General features: G+C 63.2%; 23 protein-coding genes and 1 pseudogene. 12 read left to right on the top strand and 12 right to left on the bottom strand.

Annotation, left to right across the window (positions count from 1 at the left end):
- Positions 1-12: 12 nt before the first annotated feature.
- Positions 13-1,182: a 4-hydroxyphenylpyruvate dioxygenase family protein gene (gene hppD / locus ACYVL2_RS03995; protein ID WP_460540424.1), complete on the bottom strand. Its 1,170-nt coding sequence runs from the start codon at positions 1,180-1,182 to the stop codon at positions 13-15.
- Positions 1,183-1,315: 133 nt separating this feature from the next.
- Here hppD and ACYVL2_RS03990 point away from each other — a divergent pair, with 133 nt between their 5' ends.
- Entirely contained in the window at positions 1,316-1,807 is a 492-nt protein-coding gene (locus tag ACYVL2_RS03990) for an Lrp/AsnC family transcriptional regulator (RefSeq protein WP_460540422.1), read from the top strand.
- A gap of 26 nt (positions 1,808-1,833) precedes the next feature.
- Here the strand turns inward: ACYVL2_RS03990 and fahA are convergent, their stop codons facing one another.
- Positions 1,834-3,036 (bottom strand): fumarylacetoacetase, encoded by a 1,203-nt coding sequence (fahA, locus tag ACYVL2_RS03985; RefSeq protein ID WP_460540420.1) that lies wholly within the window; start codon positions 3,034-3,036, stop codon positions 1,834-1,836.
- On the bottom strand, positions 3,033-3,827 hold the full coding sequence (locus ACYVL2_RS03980) for a hypothetical protein (protein ID WP_460540418.1): 795 nt from the start codon (positions 3,825-3,827) through the stop codon (positions 3,033-3,035). The genes fahA and ACYVL2_RS03980 overlap by 4 nt, the downstream gene beginning before the upstream one ends.
- A 150-nt stretch (positions 3,828-3,977) precedes the next feature.
- Here ACYVL2_RS03980 and ACYVL2_RS03975 point away from each other — a divergent pair, with 150 nt between their 5' ends.
- Positions 3,978-5,162 carry a homogentisate 1,2-dioxygenase gene (locus ACYVL2_RS03975; RefSeq protein WP_460540416.1) on the top strand — a complete coding sequence of 395 codons (1,185 nt, stop codon included), beginning with the start codon at positions 3,978-3,980 and terminating at the stop codon, positions 5,160-5,162.
- A gap of 105 nt (positions 5,163-5,267) precedes the next feature.
- On the opposite strand, the gene ACYVL2_RS03970 is transcribed toward ACYVL2_RS03975, so the two are convergent.
- From ACYVL2_RS03970 to ACYVL2_RS03960, 3 genes are all read right to left on the bottom strand, one after another.
- A complete protein-coding gene (locus ACYVL2_RS03970) occupies positions 5,268-5,987 on the bottom strand; it encodes a DUF981 family protein (protein ID WP_460540414.1) in 720 nt (239 codons plus the stop codon).
- A gap of 69 nt (positions 5,988-6,056) precedes the next feature.
- A complete protein-coding gene (locus ACYVL2_RS03965; RefSeq protein ID WP_460540412.1) occupies positions 6,057-7,247 on the bottom strand; it encodes a hypothetical protein in 1,191 nt (396 codons plus the stop codon).
- A 40-nt stretch (positions 7,248-7,287) separates the two neighbouring features.
- The gene (locus ACYVL2_RS03960) at positions 7,288-8,019 is read right to left on the bottom strand and encodes a hypothetical protein (protein WP_460540410.1); all 732 of its coding nucleotides are present in this window, start codon (positions 8,017-8,019) and stop codon (positions 7,288-7,290) included.
- Positions 8,020-8,500: 481 nt separating this feature from the next.
- Here ACYVL2_RS03960 and ACYVL2_RS03955 point away from each other — a divergent pair, with 481 nt between their 5' ends.
- The 6 genes from ACYVL2_RS03955 to ACYVL2_RS03930 all read left to right on the top strand — a co-directional run bounded on the left by ACYVL2_RS03955 (position 8,501) and on the right by ACYVL2_RS03930 (position 12,087).
- Positions 8,501-8,758, top strand: a complete 258-nt coding sequence (locus ACYVL2_RS03955) for a type II toxin-antitoxin system Phd/YefM family antitoxin (RefSeq protein WP_460540408.1) — start codon at positions 8,501-8,503, stop codon at positions 8,756-8,758.
- Entirely contained in the window at positions 8,759-9,019 is a 261-nt protein-coding gene (locus ACYVL2_RS03950; protein WP_460540406.1) for a type II toxin-antitoxin system YoeB family toxin, read from the top strand.
- Between the two features lie 128 nt (positions 9,020-9,147).
- Positions 9,148-9,621 (top strand): NUDIX domain-containing protein, encoded by a 474-nt coding sequence (locus ACYVL2_RS03945; RefSeq protein WP_460540404.1) that lies wholly within the window; start codon positions 9,148-9,150, stop codon positions 9,619-9,621.
- Between the two features lie 52 nt (positions 9,622-9,673).
- Complete coding sequence (locus tag ACYVL2_RS03940; protein ID WP_460540402.1) at positions 9,674-10,183, top strand: hypothetical protein; 510 nt, start codon at positions 9,674-9,676, stop codon at positions 10,181-10,183.
- Between the two features lie 190 nt (positions 10,184-10,373).
- The gene (locus ACYVL2_RS03935) at positions 10,374-10,946 is read left to right on the top strand and encodes a recombinase family protein (protein WP_460540400.1); all 573 of its coding nucleotides are present in this window, start codon (positions 10,374-10,376) and stop codon (positions 10,944-10,946) included.
- Positions 10,933-12,087 (top strand): recombinase family protein, encoded by a 1,155-nt coding sequence (locus tag ACYVL2_RS03930; RefSeq protein WP_460540398.1) that lies wholly within the window; start codon positions 10,933-10,935, stop codon positions 12,085-12,087. Before ACYVL2_RS03935 ends, ACYVL2_RS03930 begins: the two co-directional genes overlap by 14 nt.
- Before the next feature lie 9 nt (positions 12,088-12,096).
- Here ACYVL2_RS03930 and ACYVL2_RS03925 read toward each other — a convergent pair whose 3' ends face one another.
- Both ACYVL2_RS03925 and ACYVL2_RS03920 read right to left on the bottom strand, forming a co-directional pair.
- Positions 12,097-13,125: an ATP-binding protein gene (locus ACYVL2_RS03925; protein WP_460540743.1), complete on the bottom strand. Its 1,029-nt coding sequence runs from the start codon at positions 13,123-13,125 to the stop codon at positions 12,097-12,099.
- A 60-nt stretch (positions 13,126-13,185) separates the two neighbouring features.
- Positions 13,186-13,380 (bottom strand): annotated as a pseudogene (locus ACYVL2_RS03920) (ATP-binding protein); the annotation flags it as partial.
- A gap of 850 nt (positions 13,381-14,230) precedes the next feature.
- On the opposite strand from ACYVL2_RS03920, the gene ACYVL2_RS03915 reads away from it, so the two are divergent.
- Complete coding sequence (locus ACYVL2_RS03915) at positions 14,231-14,677, top strand: TIR domain-containing protein (RefSeq protein ID WP_460540396.1); 447 nt, start codon at positions 14,231-14,233, stop codon at positions 14,675-14,677.
- 120 nt (positions 14,678-14,797) lie between these two features.
- Here the strand turns inward: ACYVL2_RS03915 and ACYVL2_RS03910 are convergent, their stop codons facing one another.
- Together ACYVL2_RS03910 and ACYVL2_RS03905 are read right to left on the bottom strand one after the other, a co-directional pair.
- Positions 14,798-15,709 (bottom strand): DUF4231 domain-containing protein, encoded by a 912-nt coding sequence (locus tag ACYVL2_RS03910; protein WP_460540394.1) that lies wholly within the window; start codon positions 15,707-15,709, stop codon positions 14,798-14,800.
- 316 nt (positions 15,710-16,025) lie between these two features.
- Positions 16,026-17,183 carry a TIR domain-containing protein gene (locus ACYVL2_RS03905; RefSeq protein WP_460540392.1) on the bottom strand — a complete coding sequence of 386 codons (1,158 nt, stop codon included), beginning with the start codon at positions 17,181-17,183 and terminating at the stop codon, positions 16,026-16,028.
- Positions 17,184-17,419: 236 nt separating this feature from the next.
- Here ACYVL2_RS03905 and ACYVL2_RS03900 point away from each other — a divergent pair, with 236 nt between their 5' ends.
- The 3 genes from ACYVL2_RS03900 to ACYVL2_RS03890 all read left to right on the top strand — a co-directional run bounded on the left by ACYVL2_RS03900 (position 17,420) and on the right by ACYVL2_RS03890 (position 19,856).
- On the top strand, positions 17,420-18,325 hold the full coding sequence (locus ACYVL2_RS03900; RefSeq protein WP_460540390.1) for a replication-relaxation family protein: 906 nt from the start codon (positions 17,420-17,422) through the stop codon (positions 18,323-18,325).
- Between the two features lie 245 nt (positions 18,326-18,570).
- A complete protein-coding gene (locus ACYVL2_RS03895; protein WP_460540388.1) occupies positions 18,571-19,116 on the top strand; it encodes a GrpB family protein in 546 nt (181 codons plus the stop codon).
- A 173-nt stretch (positions 19,117-19,289) separates the two neighbouring features.
- Positions 19,290-19,856 (top strand): HD domain-containing protein, encoded by a 567-nt coding sequence (locus ACYVL2_RS03890; protein ID WP_460540386.1) that lies wholly within the window; start codon positions 19,290-19,292, stop codon positions 19,854-19,856.
- Here the strand turns inward: ACYVL2_RS03890 and ACYVL2_RS03885 are convergent.
- Positions 19,844-20,314, bottom strand: coding sequence for an NUDIX hydrolase (locus tag ACYVL2_RS03885; RefSeq protein ID WP_460540384.1), 471 nt, complete (start codon positions 20,312-20,314; stop codon positions 19,844-19,846). The two genes, ACYVL2_RS03890 and ACYVL2_RS03885, sit on opposite strands and share 13 nt — an antisense overlap.
- Positions 20,311-21,078: an XRE family transcriptional regulator gene (locus tag ACYVL2_RS03880; RefSeq protein WP_460540382.1), complete on the bottom strand. Its 768-nt coding sequence runs from the start codon at positions 21,076-21,078 to the stop codon at positions 20,311-20,313. Before ACYVL2_RS03880 ends, ACYVL2_RS03885 begins: the two co-directional genes overlap by 4 nt.
- Positions 21,079-21,167 lie beyond the last annotated feature (89 nt).

The following is a 21,167-nucleotide window of genomic DNA, read 5'->3' as shown; positions in this document are numbered from 1 at the left end:
TCTCCGCCCCCGTCACAGGTTGCCGCGCCTGGCCTGCTCCTTCTCCAAGGCCTCGAACAGGGCCTTGAAGTTGCCCTTGCCGAAGCTCAGCGAGCCGTGCCGTTCGATGATCTCGTAGAACACCGTAGGCCGGTCCTGCTGCGGTTTGGTGAAGATCTGCAGCATGTACCCGTCTTCGTCGCGGTCGACCAGGACGCGATGGGCCTTGAGCTCCTCGATCGAGACGCGGACGGTGCCGATGCGCTCGCGCAGTTCGGGGTCGTCGTAGTAGGCGTCGGGGGCCTCCAGGAACTCCACGCCGTTCGCGCGCATGGCCTCGACGGCGGCGAGGATGTCGTTGGTGGCCAGCGCGATGTGCTGGACGCCGGGCCCGCCGTAGAACTCCAGGTACTCGTCGATCTGGGACTTCTTCTTGCCGGCGGCCGGCTCGTTGATCGGGAACTTGACCTTGCGGGTGCCGTTGGCGACGACCTTGCTCATCAGCGCCGAGTACTCGGTGGCGATGGCGTCGTCGACGAACTCGACGATGTTGGTGAAGCCCATGACGCGCTCGTAGTACTCGACCCATTCGCGCATCCGGCCCTCTTCGACGTTGCCGACGATGTGGTCGACGGCCTGGAAGTAGCGTTTCTTCGGCGGTGCCACGATCGGGTCGTGGGCGGCGAAGCCGGGCAGGAACGGCCCGGTGTAGCCCGAGCGGTCGATCAGGACGTTGCGGGTGTCGCCGTAGGTGCCGATGACCGCGACGCGGACGGTGCCGTGCTCGTCGGTGACGTCGTGGGGCTCCTCGAGGGCGATGGCGCCCTGCTTGACCGCGTAGCGGTAGTTCTCGTCCACATCGGGCACTTCGAGGGCGACTTCGATGACGCCGTCGCCGTGCTTGGCATGGTGCCTGGTGGCCTCGGAGTCGGCGGTGACGCCGCCGGCGAGGACGAACGTCACGCCCCCGGACTTGAGGGCGTACTCGGCGTGCTCGCGGTGGCCGGTCTCGGGGCCGCGATAGGCGAAGCAGGTCATGCCGAAGGCGGTCGAATAGTAGTGGGCGGCCTGTTTGGCGTTGCCCACGTAGAACCTGACGTGGTCCCAGCCCTTGATGGGAAAGTCGTCCTCGCGGAGGTCATGCTCGACCGCGCCCACCAACTGGGCGTCGTTCTGGGTCACGTTGCCTGCGATGTCGACCATGGCCGTCTCCTTGTGGGTGATCGGGTGCTGTGACCACGATCATCGTCCGCCGGCGGCGATTGGGCAAGTCTGCGCCGATCTGCTGCTCATAATGCACAGAACGGGCTCTCGAAAGCGCTATAGACTGGGCAACATGACCACCGAATCGCCGATCGACGACCTCGACGCCCGACTCATCGCCCTGCTGGAGGCCGAACCCCGGATCGGGGTCCTGGAGTGCTCCCGGCGGCTGGGAGTGGCGCGCGGAACGGTGCAGGCCCGCATGGACAGGCTGTCCTCGCGCGGCGTGGTGCGCGGGCACGGGCCGCGCGTGGACCCGGCCGCGCTCGGCTACCCGGTGATGGCGTTCGTGACCTTGGAGCTGCGGCAGTCGACCGGGCACGACAGCGTGGCCCGGCATTTGGCCCGGGTCCCGGAGGTGCTCGAGGCGCACACCGTCACCGGGAGCGGGGACCTGCTGTGCCGGATCGTGGCGCGCACCAACGCCGAACTGCAGGGCGTGATCGACCGGGTGCTGGCCAACGAGGGGGTGCTGCGGGCGGCGACGGTGATCGCGCTGGCCGAGCAGATCCCCTACCGGACGCTGCCGCTGGTGCGCAAGACCGCCGAGACCGACCGCCGCTGAAGACCAAATAGGATATAGGATATATCCTATAGGATCGTGCCGGTGACTTCGCCGAGGCCCATCACCGTCCCGGCCACGCCCGGGGCCGTGGCGGTGATGGTGACCGTGTCGCCGGATTCGAGGAAGGTGCGTTCGGAGCCGTCGTCGAGTTTGATCGGCTCCTTGCCGCCCCAGGTCAGTTCCTGGAAACTCCCCCACTGGTCCTTCTCGGGGCCCGAGACGGTCCCGGAGGCGAACAGGTCGCCGGTGCGCAGGCTCGCGCCGTTCGCGGTCATGTGCGCCAGCTGCTGCGCGGGCGTCCAGTACATCTGCGCGAACGGCGGCCGGGAGACCTCGGTGCCGTTGAGCGACACCGACAGCGTCAGGTCGTAGGCGAAGCGGTCCGACTCGGCCAGGTAGTCCAGCGGCGGCGGGTCCTGCTCGGGCGCGACGGTCCGGGCCTCGACGAGCGCCTCCAGCGGCGTCACCCAGCAGCCGATCGAGGTCGCGAACGACTTGCCGAGGAACGGCCCGAGCGGCTGGTACTCCCAGGCCTGGATGTCGCGGGCCGACCAGTCGTTGACCAGGACGGCGCCGAACACGCGCTCGGCGAACTCGTCCGGCCCGGCCGCGGTGCCCAGCTCGGTGCCGGGGCCGACCACGAAGCCGACTTCGGCCTCGATGTCGAGGCGGCGGCTGGGGCCGAACTCGATCTCGCCGTCGGGCGTCCGCCGCTGCCCCGAGGGACGGCGGATCGGCGTGCCGGAGGGCACGACCGTGCCCGACCGGCCGTGGTAGCCGACCGGCAGGCGCTTCCAGTTCGGCAGCAGCGGTTCGCTGTCGGGCCGGAACATGCGGCCGAGGTTCGCCGCGTGGTGCTCGGAGGAGTAGAAGTCGACGAAGTCGGCGACCGCGAACGGCAGGTGGAGCGTCGCCGCGCCGACCGGGACGAGCAGGTGGCGGTACTGGGCGGCGCAGGCGTCGTCGACGAGCATCTCCACCAGACGCAGGCGCGCCGTCCGCCACACGGTCGGGCCGGCGGCCATGAGCTCGCCGAGGTCGGCGGCGTGGAAGACGGGCTCGATCGACGATGCGAAGAAGCGGCTCGAGGCCAGGCCGTGCAGGTCGAGCACGTGGTCGCCGATGCGGACGCCGATGCGCGGCCGGCGGTCGTTCGCGGTGGAGAAGACCCCGTACGGCAGGTGGTGCACGCTGTACGGGCCCTCGTCGGCCCCTTCGACCCAGGTCACCGGTGTCCTCCTCTGGTCAGCAGCGACAGTTCGATCAGATCCTCCAGCGGCTCGTCGATGCTGCACGAGCCGAAACCGGCCCACGCCGGGCGCGGGCGGTCGATCATCGCACGGGCCCGCTCGGTCAGATCACCGGCGTCGGTGGAGGCGAGGATCCCGGCCACTTCGGAGACGTCGGCGCCGCGCGAGGCCTCGGCCGCGGCGGCGAGGACGTTGAGGAATCCGTGGTGGACGAAGCCGGTCGCCTCGTCGCGGTGGCGCACGGCCCGATGCAGCCCGGCGGTGAGCTTGAACCGCAGGGAGCGGCGCGAGCAGGCGACGATGGACTCGGCCAGGACCTCCGGCGGCGGGAAGAACTCCGCCGAGGGGCCGCCGGTGCGGAACTTCGGGATGAAACCGGTCCCGACGACCGCCTCGACGGCCTCCTCGCCGTAGGGCAGTTCGGCGTAGACCCGGGCGTCCCAGGTCTTCGCGGCCTTCGCCAGGTGGTGGAGGGCCGCGCGGGACTCGAACTGCACGACCTTGACCAGCGGGTTCAGCGAGGCGACGACCTCGTCGACGTACTCGGGCTCGCAGTCGACGACCACGCCGACGCGCAGCTCCGACCGGCCCGGATCGAGATCGTGCAGGCTCGTGGCGGGCACCAGCAGCGGCCCGACCATGTCCGCGTACCAGGAGGCCCGGTGGCCGCGATGGGCCGGGACCGCCTCCTCCAGTGAAGCGTTGCCGGGCGGGAACACCGCCGCGTCGTCGACCAGGCCCTGCATCATCGCGGGAATCGCTCCAGACATGCCCCTGAGCGTACGGGCGCGAATCGGCGTTGTCGACAGAATGCGGTCCCGGCGCCCGGAGGCGAGACGCGGCCCGGAGGGTTAACCTGAGGGCATAGCCACACGCCGCGGGCGGCCCACCGGACGTCCCGCAACGACAAAGGAGTCGCCGTGCCGTTCTACCGATCGGTCGGGCAGATCCCCGACAAGCGACACACGCAGTTCCGACAGCCCGACGGAAGCCTGTACTCCGAGGAGCTGATGGGCCAGGAGGGCTTCTCCTCGGACTCCTCGCTCCTGTACCACCGCCACCGGCCCACCGCGATCAGCTCAAGCGCCGAGCACCGCCCCGACGCGGCCGCGCCGGTCCCGAATCACCCGCTGAAGCCGCGCCACCTGCGCACCCACAAACTCGACGGCGCCGGCGACGCGATCTTCGACCGGAACCACCTGCTGTCGAACGCCGACGTCCGGATCTCCTACTCCGTGGCGACCAAGCCGTCGCCGCTGTACCGCAACGCGATCGGCGACGAGTGCATCTATGTGGAGGACGGCTCGGCCCGCGTGGAGACCTCATTCGGCGCGATCGACATCGGACAGGGCGACTACCTGATCGTTCCGATGTCGACGATCTACCGGATCGTGCCGACCGGCGGTGACCCGCTCAGGACGCTCGTGGTCGAGTCGACCGGGCACATCACACCGCCGAAGCGGTACCTGTCGGTGCGCGGGCAGTTCCTGGAGCACTCGCCCTACTGCGAGCGGGACCTGCGCTCACCGACCGAACCGCTGCTGGTCGACGGCGAGGACGTCGACGTCTACGTCCAGCACCGCGGCCGCGGCTCTTCGACGGTGTGGACCAAGTTCACCTACGCCCACCACCCGTTCGACGTGGTCGGCTGGGACGGCTGCCTGTACCCGTGGGTGTTCTCGATCCACGACTTCGAGCCGATCACCGGCCGCATCCACCAGCCACCGCCGGCGCACCAGGTGTTCCAGGGCCCGAACTTCGTGATCTGCAACTTCGTGCCCCGGAAGGTCGACTACCACCCGGACGCGATCCCGGTGCCGTACAACCACCACAACGTCGACTCCGACGAGGTGATGTTCTACTGCGGCGGCGACTACGAGGCCAGGCGCGGCTCGGGCATCGAGCAGGGATCGATCTCGCTGCACCCGTCGGGCTTCACGCACGGACCGCAGCCGGGCGCGCCCGAGCGTTCCATCGGCGCCGAGTACTTCGACGAGCTGGCGGTCATGGTCGACACCTTCCGCCCGCTGGAACTGTGCGAAGCGGCTCTGGACTGCGAGGACGGCGACTACGCCTGGACCTGGAACCGCGACCCGAACCTCTAGACCGGGCCGGTCCAGGTCGCCGGCCGCAGCGGCGAATCCGTCTCCGGCGCTGAAGGAGGCGCATTCGCCGTCACGGTGCGGCTCGACGAGCGCAACGGGACCCGACTACATCGTGTTGACGATGAGACCGATGTGCGTGAAGTAGTTCAATGCTCCGAACAGGAGGAACACCAGACCGGCGATGAACCAGGCGACGAGCATGACGGTGCTGAGCGCGCGCCGACCGGGTTTCAGCGCCATCGGGAACAGGACCGCCCCCAGCCCGGTCAAGGCGTACAGACCGGAGATGAAGACGGCCTCGACCATCGGGTAGTCGGCGAACTCACCCGAGATCGGTTCCTGCGGCGGGGCGGCGAAGAGCGTGTAATTGACTCCGGCCACGGCGATGCCGAAGCAGGACAGCCCCATGCCGAGCACGAAGATCGACACCGGCCGTGCCGCTGCGGCGATCGCCTCGAACCGGCCCGCAGGAGGCTCGAGCACCGCGGCGCGCCGCCACAGGAAGAACGAGGCGAACAGCAGCAGCACGCCGAAAGCGAGCGCCGGTTCGCCGAAGATGATGTTGTCGAACGCGAAGCCGCCGGCGGCGAGCGGCCAGGTGAGGGTCATGTGGAGTCCGGTGACGGCCAGGATCGCGCCGACCGTCCCCAGACCCATGGCCCAGCCTTCGGCGTCGAGCACGCGGTCGCCGTCGCCGACGCGCCGGATCAGGCCGACCACCATGAGCAGACCGGCGCCCGCCGCGACCGACATGACGGTGTTGTAAGTCGGCATCTGCGCCCAGTCGATCGTGAGACCCTGTGCCAGCAACTCCCCCGTGTCCATATGCGGATACTAAGGGTGAAACGGCCGTCCGTCGCCGATTCGGCGAGGATCGCGGCCCGGCGGTCGGCCTCAACCGCCGGGACGCACGGCGATGCCGCGTACGACCATGTCGGTGCCGAGGTCGTCGGCGACGCCGTCGAGCTCCAGGCGCCAGTGTTCGGACCCGTTGCCGCGGTCGGCGCCGGCGATGACCACCGACTCGGCGCCGCCGGTCACGGTGGCGGTGACGATCTCGCCGTCGGTGAAAGCGGCGAGTGAGTACTCGGTCCCGACCGAGCGGGCGCCGGTGTCGCCGAGCCGCTCGGTCGCTCCCGAGCGGACGTCGGTGGACATGAGGTGGCCGTCCCGGTGCAACCACTGCAGGCGCTCGCCGGTCAAGGAGCGGGAGTCGTAGCGGGCCAAGGCGATGTCGTCGGTGTCGAATTCGCCGGTCAGCGGGTGCTCTTCGTACGCTCCGGAGTCGACGTTCCAATTGACGACGGCGGCCATGCGGTCGCCTCCTCGATCGGCGTACGAGGACAGGAAGGTGACGGTACGGTCGGCGCACGGCAGGTCGCGTCGGTTCTCGCTGAAGTCGAACGCGGGCCGGTAGGCGATGACGTGCTCGGCGCCGTCGCTGAGCGGGTAGAGGCGCGTGAGCATCTGCGGCTGCAGCGTCGGGTCCGCGGCCGAGACCATCGGGGCGTCGTCGCGGGTCTCGTCGAAGTACGGTCCCGACTGCGGCCCGATACCGAAGATCTCGTCGCCGCAGCGGGCGTTGGCGACGTGCCAGCCTTCGACCCGGTGCAGGTGCGCTTCGCCGTCGCGGGTCACGACGATCTGGCTGCTGTATCCGGCGGACGGGGTCTCGGCGAAGCCTTCGTTGAGAATGGACACGACCGTGCCGCCGCCGAGTACGTAGAAGCCGTCCTGAAGGTTCGTCTTGGGGCTCGGGACCTTGGTGAGGGTCTCGTCGAGGCGGTAGTCGAACTCCGTGTCCGAGAAGAAGAGGCCGTCATCGGTCCAGACGACCGAACCCTGGTCCATGACGGCGTGCTCGATGGCGCGCCACCGGCCGTCGGGCTCGGCCAGGATCACGTAGCCGGTGCCGCCGCCGTCCGGGTACGAGCCGGTCTGCGGGCTGAGGAACAGCGCGACGGTGGCCTGTCCCAGGGAGAGCTCGTCCTCGGGGACCACATGCTCGTCGAGGGAGGCGTCCGCGGTGGTGCACGCGGCCAGCGCGATGCCGGCGACCGCTGCCGTCGCCGTCCTTTTGAGCATGTGGTCCTCCTCGTATGGCTTGCCGCTGTGGCCGGTGAGGCTACAGGACCGCGTAGGTGACGGTGCGGTTGTTGTCCTTGATGTCGTACGGGTAGACGCCCCAGCCGCCGTTGCGGTCGAGGTCGATGCCGGTGGTGCGCTGGTAGGCGAGCCAGACGAGTTCGGAGCAGTTGAGCTTGCCGTCGCCGTTGCTGCGGTTGTTCCAGAACGCGTTGTCGTACGAGCGGTTCCGGAAGTTGGAGTGGGCGTAGTTGGCGGCGGCGTCGCGGTTCGCTTGCGTGGTGAGGACGTACTGCTTCACGGTCCCTTCGCCGACCAGGCGCGTGCTGGCGGAGATGCTCCGGCTGAGGCAGCAGTTGCCGGGCGCCTCGACGATGGTGGTCGTGGAGTAGTAGACGCCGATGTGGCCGTGCTGCACGAACATGGTGGACGAGGGCGATACGAACAGGTCGCCTTTGCGCTGGCCGGAGCCGAGGTGGACGGTCCCGTCGCCTTCCTTCATGGTCGTGAAGCCCGAGCCTTCTGCCGCGTCGCCGGCCGACCGCTCGGCTTCGGCCAGGACTTCGGCGAGGAGGTCGTCGTAGTCGGTCTTGGTCTTGGCGGCGGTCCGCTTGAGCTCGGTCTTCAGCTCGCGGGGGTCGACTCCGGGGTTGAGCTCGGCGATGCGGTCGAGCGCGGCGGCGTCCGGGCTTTCGGCGTAGGCGGTCTGGGCTCCGGCGAGCAGCAGCGCGGCGGCCGCGATGGCGACCGTGGTGATTCTCTTGACGTTCATGATGTTCCTCTGGTTGCGGGGGACACATGGGGCGGTCGACGCGCCGGGGTATCGGCGAACGTCGATGTTACTGGTCAGTTTAAGTTCGGGCGCAGTGAACAATCAAGATGCGAACGGAGAATAAGCCGGAAACACCCGCATAGACGGGCACTCCGGGGCGAAGCGCTCCGACCGGAGCACGGTGACGGTGGCGGGGGTCGGCCCGACAAGGGCCGGATACAAACGAACGGGCCTGCGGAGCAGACTCGTTGCTCGGAAGAGCACTATTTGGCTGGCCTTCTGGAGGCCTATGGGAACTTATCTCCCCAGGTAACGTCCCTGCACAACCACCTCACGGCCCTACCCGGGCCCGCCGCATGTGGCCTGACCGTCCGTGACACCGAAGACTCCTCGAACAAGTGATCCAATACCTGATGGTACGATTTTCCGTACAATCTATGTACAATATCTAGGTACCACAGTTGCGAGAGGAGGCGGCAACATGACCATCACTGCCAGTGAGGCCAGGAGAAACCTGTTTCCGCTCATCAAGAAAGTCAACGACGACCACGCCCCGGTCCGGATCTCCGCGAAGAGCGGCAACGCCGTGTTGATATCCGAGGAGGACTACGAGGCATGGCAGGAGACGATGTTCCTGCTCCGGTCGCGCCGCAACGCCGAACGCCTGATGAAGTCGATCGCCGACCTGGACTCCGGAGCCGGCACGGTCCGCGACCTCATCGAGGTGGAGGACGACTGAGTGAAGACGGTCTTTTCGGAAGTCGGCTGGGAGGACTACACCTACTGGGCCGAGAGCGATCGCAAGGTGACCAAACGGATCTACCGCCTGGTCAAGGAGATCAAGCGTGAGCCGTTCACGGGCATCGGCAAGCCCGAGCCGTTGAAGGGGCCTCTGTCGGGCTGGTGGTCGCGGAGGATTGATGAGGAACACCGCCTGGTCTACCGAGTGCGGGATGACACCCTCGAGGTTGCCCAAGCCCGCGGGCACTACAACGACTGAATTGCACCAAGCGTGCTGATCGTGGACAACCGCACGATGATCCACGCTCGTGAGCCATACACCGGCACACGTCGTATGGTTCGCTACCGGTACGACGATCCGCACTTCAGGACCGTCATAATCGCCAAATGAGATACATCCGCCTGCCCGCACCGGTTCTCCGCACGATCGCACCAGGGATGCGGTGGTGGCGGAAGATCCGCAGACCGGTGACGTTCGGGGTGAAAGCCCTTCTGCAGCATCCTGATGGATCCGGACGTATCCTCGTGGTTCGCCATTCCTACAGCGATCCAAGCCGCTGGGGCCTGCCCGGTGGCGGCTACAAACCGAAAGTGGAAACGCCCGAGCAGGCCATTTCTCGGGAGGTCGCTGAAGAACTTTCCATCTCGCTCCCTGCCGCAGCCTTCACGGCTCTGGAAACAGTGACGACAACGCTGGAAGGGAAACGAGACACCTTGACGATCTTGCGCGCAGTCGCTTCGGAGGAGCAGGTCTCGCTCACCCCCGAACTAGCTGAGGCGCGCTGGATCCTCGATGTCCAGGAGCTGGAACCAGCGCCGGTCTCACGCTGGCTCCTCGCCGCGGTCTCCCACGAAAGCTGATCGGCGGCCGAAAATGGTAGCGGCAGCAGCCCCCGCGAGCGAGGATCAGACAGTGGAAACTCTGCGACACGCGATCGAGGACTACCTCCACGGACTCGACGCCTACCTTGACCTGACCATGATCGCCGCACATGCACTGGCCTGCGGAATCGACTCCCCAGCGCTCGCCGAGCTGGCCGGTCTGTCGAAGGACTCGGCATACGAAATCCGTGAACTCGTACCAGCCGTCGTCGAGGAGCTCTCGATCGACATCTCGCCCCTCCCCGAAGCGGTATTCAGAAAAGCGCGCGAAGCCGCACACGCCTATCTGAACGGCGATCTTGACTTCCTCACAGCAGCCCGAAGTGTCACCAATCTGATGTTCGACACGGACTACCTGGACTTCGATGAGCGTCCTGACGTCGGACTCACGCCGCTCGACGACCTGTGGCTCCTCAACGAATGGATCTACGCAATCGCCCATGGAACGGAGGCGGACGGCTGGTACTACTTCAAGACTAGCGAGGACGCTGAGAGCTACTTCGAGTCGGTCGCGGCAGCGCTGGATGGTGCGCGGACCTGAAACCGCCGATGGGTGCTATTCGCAGCCGGGGCGCGACACCCACCCTCGAGTCTCAGGAGAAGCCCGAAGTCTTGATCGTTGAGACTTTGATCGATGCCGTGCTGGATTCGGAGCGAGCTGACCATGGGGAGTCCAAATCGGGGGACTCGGCGGGTCAGACCGAATCATCCAGTCGGAAGGCCGATCGATCATGAGTCAGGACATCAGGGCGAAGCGTGCCGTGCTCTATCTGCGCGTGTCCTCGCGGGGGCAGGTGGAGACCGATTACGACCCTGAGGGGAACTCCATTCCCGCGCAGAGGAAGGCATGCCAGCGCCGAGCCGAGGAGCTTGGGATGGAGGTCGTCGACGAGTATGTCGAACCGGGGCGTTCGGCACTCAACGTCGACGGGCGGCCGAAGTTCCTTGAGATGATGGCGCGCATCCGAAACGAGAAGGATGTCGGGGCGATCATCGTCTACGCGCGGTCGCGGATGCATCGGGATGCGGCCGATGCCGCGCTCACCAGGCGGGAGCTGAAGAATCTCGGTGTGCAACTCATCTCGATCATGGATTACACCGAGGACAGCTACATCGGCGATCTCGTGGCCACGATCCTCGATGGAGTGAACGAGTACCAGTCGCGGGCGTCGGGCCGCGGATGTGGCCTACAAGATGGGCGCGAAGACCGCCAACGGTGGAACTCCGCACCAGGCGCCCATCGGGTATCGGAACGTCGGGGAAACCGTCGACGGGCGCGAGATTCGGACGGTGGTCGTCGATGAGGAGCGGGCTCCGCTCATCCGGATGATGTTCGAGTTGTATGCGAGCGGGACGTACTCGCTCAAGGAGTTGCAGCGGGAAGTGACCGATGCAGGGCTGCGGACTCGGCCGAGCAAGCGGTGCCCTGCGGGACGGGAGATCCCGATGTACACGGTCGGGACGATCCTGCGGAATCGCTACTACCTCGGACGGGTCACGTTCAAGGGCGTCGAGTACCAAGGGCGGCATGAACCGCTGGTGAGCCAGGAACTGTTCGATCGGGTGCAGGAGGTGCTGGGACAGAAGAACGGCGGAGTTCGGAAGCGGGTCTACGACCACCCGTTGAAGGGCGTGATCTGGTGCGGGCGGTGCCGGACTCAGTACTACCTCGACGTGGTGACGAACGGTCGAGGGGTCAAGTACTCGTATTTCGTTTGCAGCGGCAGGGCCGACAAGACCTGTCGGAGCGAACGGGTGCCCGTGGCCGTTATGGAGGCGGAAGTGCGGGCGCACTACAGCAGGCTTCGGATTCCGTCGGGTCTTGCCGCTGAGTTTCGGGTGCAGCTCGACCGGGCGATTCAGTATCGTCAGCTGGTTGACGGGGAAGCGCGCGCCCGGCTGGCGGCTGAGCGTGATCGTTTGGAGCGGCAGCAGGGCCAGCTCTTGGAGGTTGTCGGTGATCCTGACTGGCCTCAGGCGAGGCTGAACGAAAAGGTTCGGGACATCCGGGATCAGCTTGCTCGGGTCACTGAGCGGCTGGAGCGGGTCGGGAACGCTGGATTGGAGGCCACTGGGCGAGCGGTCGGGCTGCTGTTGGAGTTGCTCGAAGATCCTCGGCGGTTCCTTGAGGAGTTGCCCGAGGCTCATCACCGGGCCGTTCACACCGGGTTCTTCGGGCGGCTCTTCGTCGCTGTCGAGGATGGGGATAGGGTGCCGAAGGTCATTGATGACCAAGTTGCGGAGCTGCTCGAACCGCTGGTATCCGCGGCGCGGGGAACTCGGCCGACTGGCGTGGGCAAAACAAAAGGCCCGCTGAGCGGGCCTGTCAGTTTGGAAAAGACCAAGTTGGCTGGCCTTCTAGAAGCTTACGCGATCCTATATTCGCAGGTCAGATCGCTACATACTCATCTCGTGGCCGAATCACGAGCGTCGAGACAGCTCTGAACAGTGGTCTCATTCGCCTAGCCGCCGATAGCCGGTGCTCCTGCCACGGCCTCCGATCTTTTCGATCAGCCCGTCCGCTCGCAGATTACGCAGTGCGTGCCGAATCGTCGGAGGTCGCAGTCCGAGCTCGGCTTCGAGTTGTGCCACCGTCTTTGGTTTGGCGGTGAGCGCGTCGTAAACCCTGGCGGTGGTTCCCTTCAGTCTCGCCCTCTGAACCGTACGTGCCTGTGACAGGACGGCTGTGAATCGAATCGCGGTGTCGGTGTAGCGAGCCTCGGGCAGGCCGGCTTCGGCCAGAGCCTCGGCGACTGTCGGTATGCCGGTGGCCAGGGCCTCGACGATACGTCCATTGGCTGGGGTTCGGAGATACTGGCAGATGTTGAGGAGCCGAGCGTTGCGGGCCGAGCTCACCGCATCCCTGCCGAGCCGGTCGACCGTGATGCCGTACAGGCCGCCCGGGTTGGACACGATGAGTCGGTCCGGTCGGAGGCGTACCTCCGTGACCATGCCGGTGGACCATGAGGACAGATCACGGTGTATCAATGCATTCGCCACCAGCTCGCGGAAGGCGACAAGCGGGTACGCGGTCCGATCGATCACCGATCCGTCAACGCTGGCCACGATATCGGTGGCGAAGTTGGTCCTGGCCCACTCCATCGCTTGATCAAGGAGACGCGGGATCGGCCCTGTGATCAGCCTCTGGTTGTGGGCACGCACGCCCTTTGCGCCGGCTCGACCGGTATCGACGGCAGCCTGGAGTGCGAAGCGCGGGAACCACTGTTGGGGGTGAGCGCCGAGCGCCAGAATTCCCGCGACCGTCGGGACCCCATCGGCATCGAGGACACCCGAACGCCGCAGCAGTTCGTCACGATCGGTGAAGCGTCCGAGCCCCTTCGGGTCACGTTCGCGCACGGTGCGAACGTACGACTCCGTGAGGCCCTCATCCAGGTCGTGGGAGGTCGCTCCCGTGCAAGCCTGGCGGTCGGAGACCGGGGCGGTTCGCTGGGCGAGGAATGCCTGCTCTTCCAGAGCGGACATTCGATAGTCACCTTCCCAGCCTCGAAGGTAGGCGGCTCCGGACTTCGCGGCGCGACACGGTTTGGCGGACGGATCGCACTCGTGAACGCGCGCCAGTACCACCGGAGATCCTTCCACCTCAGCGTCTTCAAAGGTCAACCGGACCGGTGGCTCGAAGTGCCGGGCCTTCGACGCCAACGCCTGCTTGAGTTCTTGCGGGTTCGGCAGGCTTACAGGACGGAACCCCGCTCGCTCATCGAGTCCCAGAATGATCAAACCGCCGCCGGGCAGGTTCGCGAGCGCGCTCAGCGTGGACGTCAGCGAGTCGGACAGCGGCTGCCTTGACCTCGATGGACGTGGTGTCCCCGCCCGCCTCGCGGAGCTCGTTCAGGATGTTGTCGATGTCCTCAGTCATGCAGTAAATGTAAACCCTAGAGCTTTACATTTCCGGGCACGACATTTACATTTGATCGATTCGCAGACGAGCTTCGAGGGCTCCGCGTGAACCACCCGGAGACGACGAACGGGCCCGCTTCGCCGCCCGGCGTTCGGAGACGGTCTGTTGGCTGGCCTTCTAGAAGCCTATGGGAACCTGTTTCCCCAGGTAGCCGCCCTGCACGCCCGCCTCACGGCCCTATTGAGACGCCAAACAGCTCCGCCGAAAGCCGGACTCTGAGCACCGGTGGCAGTCTGATCCGGTCCCAATCCCCCAACATTAGGAGTAATCAGCACTCACTCTGTCACGCTATTAGCTGAATGCCAATTATCTAGGATGCTCCGGTGGGATAAAGGCTGCCGACGACCGGTCCATCGAGACGTTTTCGAGGCTCCCGCAGCGCCTGTTCAACAGCTTGCATTGCGCCCACAATCAAGAACGACCAATTAGCGAATAAAATGGAGCAAGTGTATCCAAATCACAATATCCTAGAATCTGTTAACCAGTACTCTTTAGTCTATGCAAGCATATCAACCCATACTGCGAAATCTAGCCATAATTCGCTCTTAATACGATTAGACCGCAACTAGCGGCGCGCACCCACACTCCGCTTGCCTACAAGGAATCGATATACTGTCGCCGCGACCAAGGAGGATAACCATGCGCTCTACACAACAATATCTTCAGACCGTGGCAGAAGTCGCAGCGGCCCGTTCCACGGATACAACTAGACATAAGTGCTTCGTCTCATATCACGCCGCCGATGCCGATGAGGTGGAATCGTTCCTGGATGAATTCGGCGCGGCATTCATCCCGCGAGTAATTGGTGTGACTGACGAAGATCCATGGGTCGAGAGCAATGACACTGACTATATCATGGAAAAAATTCGTGAAAAGTATCTTACGGATTCAACTGTAACTATCGTGCTGCGCGGAAAATGCACCTGGGCGCGCAAATACGTAGACTGGGAGATCTACTCCTCTCTTCGAAACGACTCCCGCAATAAGCGTAGCGGATTGATGGGAATCTCTCTTCCAAGTTTCACGGAGAAACCCCGCAAGCTTCCTACACGACTCGACGACAATCTCGCCGATGGTGAATCATACGCCAAATGGTGGGTTATCCCAATAGTATAACCTCGCTTCGCCGCATGATCGATACGGCCTTTGAAGCTCGAGTTTCCAAGCCTCATCTGATCGATAACTCGGCTGATCGGAAAATATACAACTCATCTTGTAAATAAGAACAGCCCATCATCATACCGGGAATAATCTCAGGAAACTCGACCTCGAAGCTCGCCACATCTTGTGCTCTCGACTGATGGCCTCTTCGGCATCGCCAGCCTCCCGAGCCCAACTCTCCTCACTCTCGTCATCGAGTTGCGCAATAATTCGGTCTCCTATGATGGACAATTCATGGGACGCGAAAGCATAAGCCCGCTGAAGAGAACTGTATTGCCTTACCGCCATCCAGGATGAGCCAACGCCGATGACGCTCGCCACTATTCCAGTAAGGTCGATCCTAAGGACTTCAATGATCATTAGGATCGCCACAAGGATACCTACAATTTCGAGGAATAGGAGACATATTCTCCATTTTTCCGCTCGTTTTCGATTGTATTCGTATTTGTCCGAGTACCATTTCTGCTGATCCTTGATTCGCCCGTCCAGATATATCTGTTTCCGCTTCTTGAGGCTCATTCTCCGAGTTTCTCTAATCTTCTCGCTGACTGCCTCGTATGATGTTGCTGTAATGCTTATATCTGGCGCGTCAGTGAGGAGGCGAGCCAACTCTGCTCTCAGTCGATCAGAGCTCTCTGCCTCAGTACCGTCATCGAAATTGAACGGTGCTGCGCCCACGGCAAAACGCCATGCGATACTCTTCGCCGACTCGGCCAGTGCACGTCCGTCATACCAAGCTTGTTCAGGTTTCTGGTCGAGCAAGTACAGCTCTATCGCCAGTGCTAGTACAAATGCTACAACTGTTACAATTACAAAATTGGTGGATACAGCAGCAAGCATCCCAAATATAGCGGCGAGAATGATAGAGATAGATCGGATCTTGGTGGCTAGGAGGTAATTTGTTTGCCCCCGGCGCGCTGCACGGTCTGCAGAATGGAAAATTGAAGGGAGGTCTTGATCAATCAGCGGATTGTTCTCATTCAGCATTTGGCTATCCCAGGTTCTGGATCTGGAGTTCTTGATATCCAGATCATACGCCGCCGATGCTCGGAGCGCCAGAACTAATCTCTACCAGACCTGAACTTCGCAGGTTCCCTATTTGTCCTTTCAGGCCAGTTCGAGCCGACTCCCGAGAGAGCTACAAAACCACACGCGTTCATGCTGCTCACTCCGTCAGACGTCAATATAGACATATACCATCGTGGCGTAAGGAACCTATCTAGGCCGATGTTACACACACATACTTGACTTCACTCGATGGTAAGGTGAGACCGTTTAGTTCCATCACCTGATACTCCGGCGCTCAGGCCGCTGGCAGGTCTGGATCAGGTGACGAAGAACCGGAGGCCACTTCCGGCTCCACCGTTTCGATCAAGGATATCCACCCACGCATCACCGCAAGGCCATCAACAAACAGCGTGAGACCTTCACGTAGTGTACGCAGCGGCTTACGAAGATCTCGTGACAACTTTTCTACAGGCTCGATCTTTTCGATCATGTTGGCAACTGCACCAAGACCAGCCTCGGCCTGAATCATCATGTCGCGGAGTGCCTGGAAGAACGATAGAAACTGCTCAGTTGCCTCCGGATTCTTGTTTGCCTCTTCTGGTGCGCGTTCAATGATAAGGCGAACACCTTCATCAACTTCATTCAAGGAACTAGAAAAGTCGTTCCCAAGCGAACGAATCTGACCGGAAGGCTCTGACAAACTGGACGCCAATCCTCGCGCCACCCTAAGCCGTGTGGCAAGCACAGCTTTCGGATTCGTGTTGCTCCCGATTTCAGCAGTCGCTTCCCGCACAAGTTCACCGATTTCCTGAATCGCATCAGCGGCACCAAGCAGGATAGTGGTCATCTGGGGAAAGGATTCCTCCATAGACCCAAGTTTATCCAGGGCCCCTGGTTCATCCTGACCGTCAATCTCTAGGCCCTCGAGCGCTATGGTCGCAGTACTCTTTTCTGCAGCGGCATTCGCCAAGACCAGTCGTTTCGCGAGCTCACCAACCGCTTTCCGATACTGTCCGGACTCAATGTCCGCGAACCTATGTTCAGTCCAGTCGGACCACTGGAACCGACTTACGAGCGTTATAAGCTCATCAGCAGGATCTTCCTCACGCAAGCCAGGAAAATCCACCCACAGCAAGGGGAGTACTAGCTCCTCTAGTCCGAGTCGCTCAGTCTTTCGCCCGAAGAAGTGAAGCTCGCGGCGACACTGCTCACTCCTAAAGTACCGAGGGGTGATAACTGGAACGAAAAATGCGATCGTTGCCAAGCTAGAATCGATCTCTCTTTGCCAATCGTTACCCCATTCGAGTTCGTCACGGTCAAGGAAAAGCTTGATCGACTCCCCGGTGAGCATCTCAAATTGACTGCGCACATCCCGCGCGAGCTGAGCGATACGTCCGGACTCGGCCTCGTCATCAGCGTGGGCATAGGACCAGAAACCCTCGATGGCTGTCACGACGTTGATTGTACCGCCCTCAATAGTCGATACGCAAGGTACCCTTCCGAACAAGTAGCCACGACCACGCCGACGACTACTCAAACCGACCTGAAGCCCTAAGCCTGAGAGGGGGCTACAACACTTCTCAAACCAGGCTCTATGTCGCAGATTCTCTGGACTCCACAGAGAAGAGAACCGATAATGTTTGGGCGATGTTGCAGGTTCAGTTGGGTTTTCGACGAGGAGGTTCAGATGTGAGCCGGCGTGTTCCGGGCACCAACACCGGTAATTTCGACGAGATCGCCGGGCGGTTGACCGAGCGCGACTTCGCGATCATCGAGACGCTCGCGAAGCACAAGATCATGACGGCCGGGATGTTGGAGGCGTTGTTCTTCCCTTCGGCGCACTCGGCTGCCGCACGGCTGCTGACGTTGCACGAAATGGGGGTCTTGGCGCGGTGGCGAAGCCCTGCCAGTCGGGCCTACCGCTATGTGCTGGACTGGCGCGGGCAGTGCCTTCACGCGATGCGCACCGACGAGAAGCCGCCGACCAAGACCGCTGCGACGTTCAAGGCCCAGCAACTGTTCGTCTCCACTCAGCGTGCCCACACCGAGGGTGTGAACGCCTTCTACTACCGACTCATGCGCGCCGCTCGCGCCCGTGACGACGTCGAGATTGCCTGGGAGTTCGAGGACTACGGCTCCAGTGGTTCGAGCCGTTCGGACGCCAACGTGACCATCACCTGGCGCGACGGGCGTCGGCTCGCGTTCTGGTTCGAGCATGACCGTGGCACCGAGACTCTGGAACGCCTGGCCGACAAGGTGCGGAGATACAAGGGCACGGTCGAATACTTCCACCTCAAAATCAAAAAGCCTGTCCTGCTGATCGAGGTTCCCACGGCCGGCCGCCTAGCCAACCTGTTGCCTAGAGCGGCCGCCCACTGGTACGACGGCGACAAGTTGCCCATCCGACCGACAACGCTCACGGTCGCCGCCAGCGCGGCCACACAGGCCGAGCGGTCGTTCACTCGGGCCGAGACTTTCCTCGACCCTTTCGATGACCCACGCTGGCATGTGGTTGGCCGCGACGAAGTGGTCAGCCTCGGCCAGTTGCCGTCGATCGCTGACGAGATCGCGAACCGGCCGACGATCTGGGAATGACCCCTCGGAGGTCGACCCCCACTGGTCGACCCCGAGACAGGACCTCGGACAGCCCCAGCCGATGCCTATCCCCCGGTTACCCTACGTTTTCGCAGGTCGTCGGCGACTTCTGCGGCTACTGCCTCGCCAGACATATATACATATCCCCAAGGCGAAGTAGTTGAACGTGATGGGGAGACAACGTGTCGGGGCGGTGGCAGGTGACGCAATGAGCCAGTGCGGTTGGCTTCCCGCATGATGGGTCCATGACGAGCCCCAATGTCCTCCACGTCGCCGACTACGATCCTGACTGGCCCCGTCGGGCCGCCGCTACGATCGAGTCTCTCCGGTCGGCCCTCCCGCGTTGGTTCGTCGAACTCGAACACATCGGCTCGACCGCGGTCCCTGGCTTGGCGGCCAAGCCGGTCATCGATCTGATGGCAGCGGTCAAGCATCTCGAAGCGACACGTCAGCAGCAAGAAGCCCTCGCTGAACTGGGCTTTCACCCGCACCGGAACGGCATGAGCGATCGACTGCTGTACGTCCGTGTCGACTGCGGCGTCCGTACGAAGATCCTGCATGTCGTAACGCTCCAGAGCTGGCCCACCAGGAATCAGCGGATTCTGCGTGACTACCTGCGAACCCACCCCGCCGACGCGGCCAGGTACGCCGACCTCAAGCGCGCCGTCATCGCGGCCGGAGTCAGTCCCGGCGAATACTCCAGAGCCAAGACGGAACTGGTGCAGGAGCTCACCGACCGGGCGCGTGCGGAACTGGGTCTGGAGCCGGTACCCGTCTGGGAGAAGAGGTAACCGCGCCTGCCTTCGAATATGTCGGTGCAATCGCAGGGTAAGCGGCGGGTAAGTCGGGTAGCCGAGCAGGGAAACCGCTGGATTCAGAGGCACATCCAACTTCCTGGCTGTTCAGCTTGACGACCATGACCTCTACCCGAAGCGTGCGCGCATTCCGGAGTTAGGATCGGCGGGTGCAGACGAGCTTGGTGAGCGAAGCGCAGGTTCTCGCGAAGCGTGCGCTCGGCGAGGAACTGCCTCGTCGGTGGGGTCACGTCAAGGCGGTGGCGGCAAATGCCCAGCGCCTCGCATCGAATCTGGAGTCTGACCGTGACCGGGACGTGCTCGTTGCGGCCGCGCTCCTTCACGATGTCGGTTACGCTTCATCGCTCGCGGAGAGCGGGTTTCACCCGCTTGATGGTGGACGCTGGTTGCGTTCGATCGAGTTCGACGATCGCGTGGCCTCCCTCGTCGCGCATCACACGAACGCCGTGGTGGAGGCGGAACTGCGAGGTCTTGTCGGCGAGCTGACCAACGAGTTCGAGCGCGAGGAATCGGAGGTCGCTGACTTGCTCTGGTACTGCGATCTGACTACCGGTCCTGACGGACAGAACTTGAGCATCGACGAGCGAATCAAGGAAATCCGGGAGCGTTATGAGCCCGAATCGGTGGTGCGGCAGTTCATCGATCGGAGTGTCGGTACGTTCCATGAAGTCGCCAAGCGTGTCGAGAGCCGAATGCCGCCAACTCAGCCGATGTAGGGCTCCGGCTGATTCGCGAATCCGTGTTCTATCCGCATCCGCATCGATGGGTTGATTGAGAGCCGGTCGAGTTCATTCGCCCGGACCCAAGCAACCTGAACTGATTCGGCGCTCGTGGTGATCTGCCCGCCTACCGGCTTGGCTCGGAAGGCGATCGAGAACTGCTGGCGAACTTCGCCATCGCTGTATTCGATGAGGTGGCCGGGGTCGGTGTAAAGCCCTATGATTCCGGTGATTTCCACGTCAAGCCCGGTCTCCTCCCTGGTTTCACGGATCGCGGTGTCCGCGATGCGCTCACCGAGGTCGTGGCCGCCTCCGGGGAGTGCCCAGTCTCCGTTGTCCGAGCGCTGGATGAGCAGGACTCGACCTTCATCGTCGGTCACGAAAGCGACCGTGGAGGGCACGACGCTGTTCGGCTCAGGCGCCTCGGGATTGTTGATGTGATCGATGCGGCTCATGGCCTCACCTTCCCATGTTCGCCGGTCCAGGCGTCGCGAGAGGCCGACCAGACTCGGTCGAAGCTGTCAGCGTAGGAGTTGAACAAGGTTCCGCCGCCGAGTCGGCGGAGGTGCATAACAGGCGCGTGAGCTGCTGGGAAGCCGTAGAGGTGGTTGTTGACCAGCATTTCGTCGTCGTAGCGGTAGATGCTGTTGTACAGCGTCGCTGCGTGGAATCCCACGAAGACGCCTTCGGTTCCCTTGAGCTTCTCGTAGAACGACATCACATTGCGGATCTTCGCAGCGAGCGCGTCGCCGATGCCTTCTTCACGGCCACGGACCGCCACCGCATCGCAGTCAGGATCGCCGAGCAGGACCGTGATCTTGGTTCCTGCCTTCGCCTTTCGTTTCAGCGCATCGATCAGGTCGGGGTCATGTTCAGGTAGGAACAGCCCGGCGTACACGAGAATGCTGATCCGTTCGGTCGCGTTGTCGAAGAGCCGTCGCCACAGGTCAGGCGGGACCTGGAATCGGCGCGGGTAGGTGGAGATGACCTCGGACTGCGACACTTTCGCTTGCCGTTCGGCGGTATCGATGTTGGGCCACAGATACTCCTCGGTCTCGTCAAGCATCGCAGCGACAGACGAGCGGTGCCGGGGGTACGGTGTGCGGCCGGTGCTGATCCAGCGCCGGACTGTCTTGGCATCTACTTCGAGCTCCTCCGCCAGCGCCTCAGGGGTCATCCCGGCCGCTTGCAGGGCATCTTTCAATCTTTCATTCGGCATACGCGCTCTCCTACGGGGACGAGTTTGGAAATCGAGGACGTCTCTTCGCGTCCCATTGTGTAGTTCAAACGTCCCATTCTGTCAAGCAC

It is taken from the genome of Glycomyces halotolerans, assembly GCF_054779575.1.
This window is presented reverse-complemented; position numbering and strand designations above follow the sequence as displayed.

Coding starts and splice junctions, on each gene's coding strand:
- ACYVL2_RS03895 (WP_460540388.1), top strand. CDS start 18,571: ATGACGAGCCCCAATGTCCTCCACGTCGCCGACTACGATCCTGACTGG.
- hppD (WP_460540424.1), bottom strand. CDS start 1,182: ATGGTCGACATCGCAGGCAACGTGACCCAGAACGACGCCCAGTTGGTG.
- ACYVL2_RS03935 (WP_460540400.1), top strand. CDS start 10,374: ATGAGTCAGGACATCAGGGCGAAGCGTGCCGTGCTCTATCTGCGCGTG.
- ACYVL2_RS03970 (WP_460540414.1), bottom strand. CDS start 5,987: ATGGACACGGGGGAGTTGCTGGCACAGGGTCTCACGATCGACTGGGCG.
- ACYVL2_RS03990 (WP_460540422.1), top strand. CDS start 1,316: ATGACCACCGAATCGCCGATCGACGACCTCGACGCCCGACTCATCGCC.
- ACYVL2_RS03945 (WP_460540404.1), top strand. CDS start 9,148: ATGAGATACATCCGCCTGCCCGCACCGGTTCTCCGCACGATCGCACCA.
- ACYVL2_RS03960 (WP_460540410.1), bottom strand. CDS start 8,019: ATGAACGTCAAGAGAATCACCACGGTCGCCATCGCGGCCGCCGCGCTG.
- ACYVL2_RS03980 (WP_460540418.1), bottom strand. CDS start 3,827: ATGTCTGGAGCGATTCCCGCGATGATGCAGGGCCTGGTCGACGACGCG.
- ACYVL2_RS03955 (WP_460540408.1), top strand. CDS start 8,501: ATGACCATCACTGCCAGTGAGGCCAGGAGAAACCTGTTTCCGCTCATC.
- ACYVL2_RS03925 (WP_460540743.1), bottom strand. CDS start 13,125: ATGTCCGCTCTGGAAGAGCAGGCATTCCTCGCCCAGCGAACCGCCCCG.
- ACYVL2_RS03880 (WP_460540382.1), bottom strand. CDS start 21,078: ATGCCGAATGAAAGATTGAAAGATGCCCTGCAAGCGGCCGGGATGACC.
- ACYVL2_RS03965 (WP_460540412.1), bottom strand. CDS start 7,247: ATGCTCAAAAGGACGGCGACGGCAGCGGTCGCCGGCATCGCGCTGGCC.
- ACYVL2_RS03910 (WP_460540394.1), bottom strand. CDS start 15,709: ATGCTGAATGAGAACAATCCGCTGATTGATCAAGACCTCCCTTCAATT.
- ACYVL2_RS03885 (WP_460540384.1), bottom strand. CDS start 20,314: ATGAGCCGCATCGATCACATCAACAATCCCGAGGCGCCTGAGCCGAAC.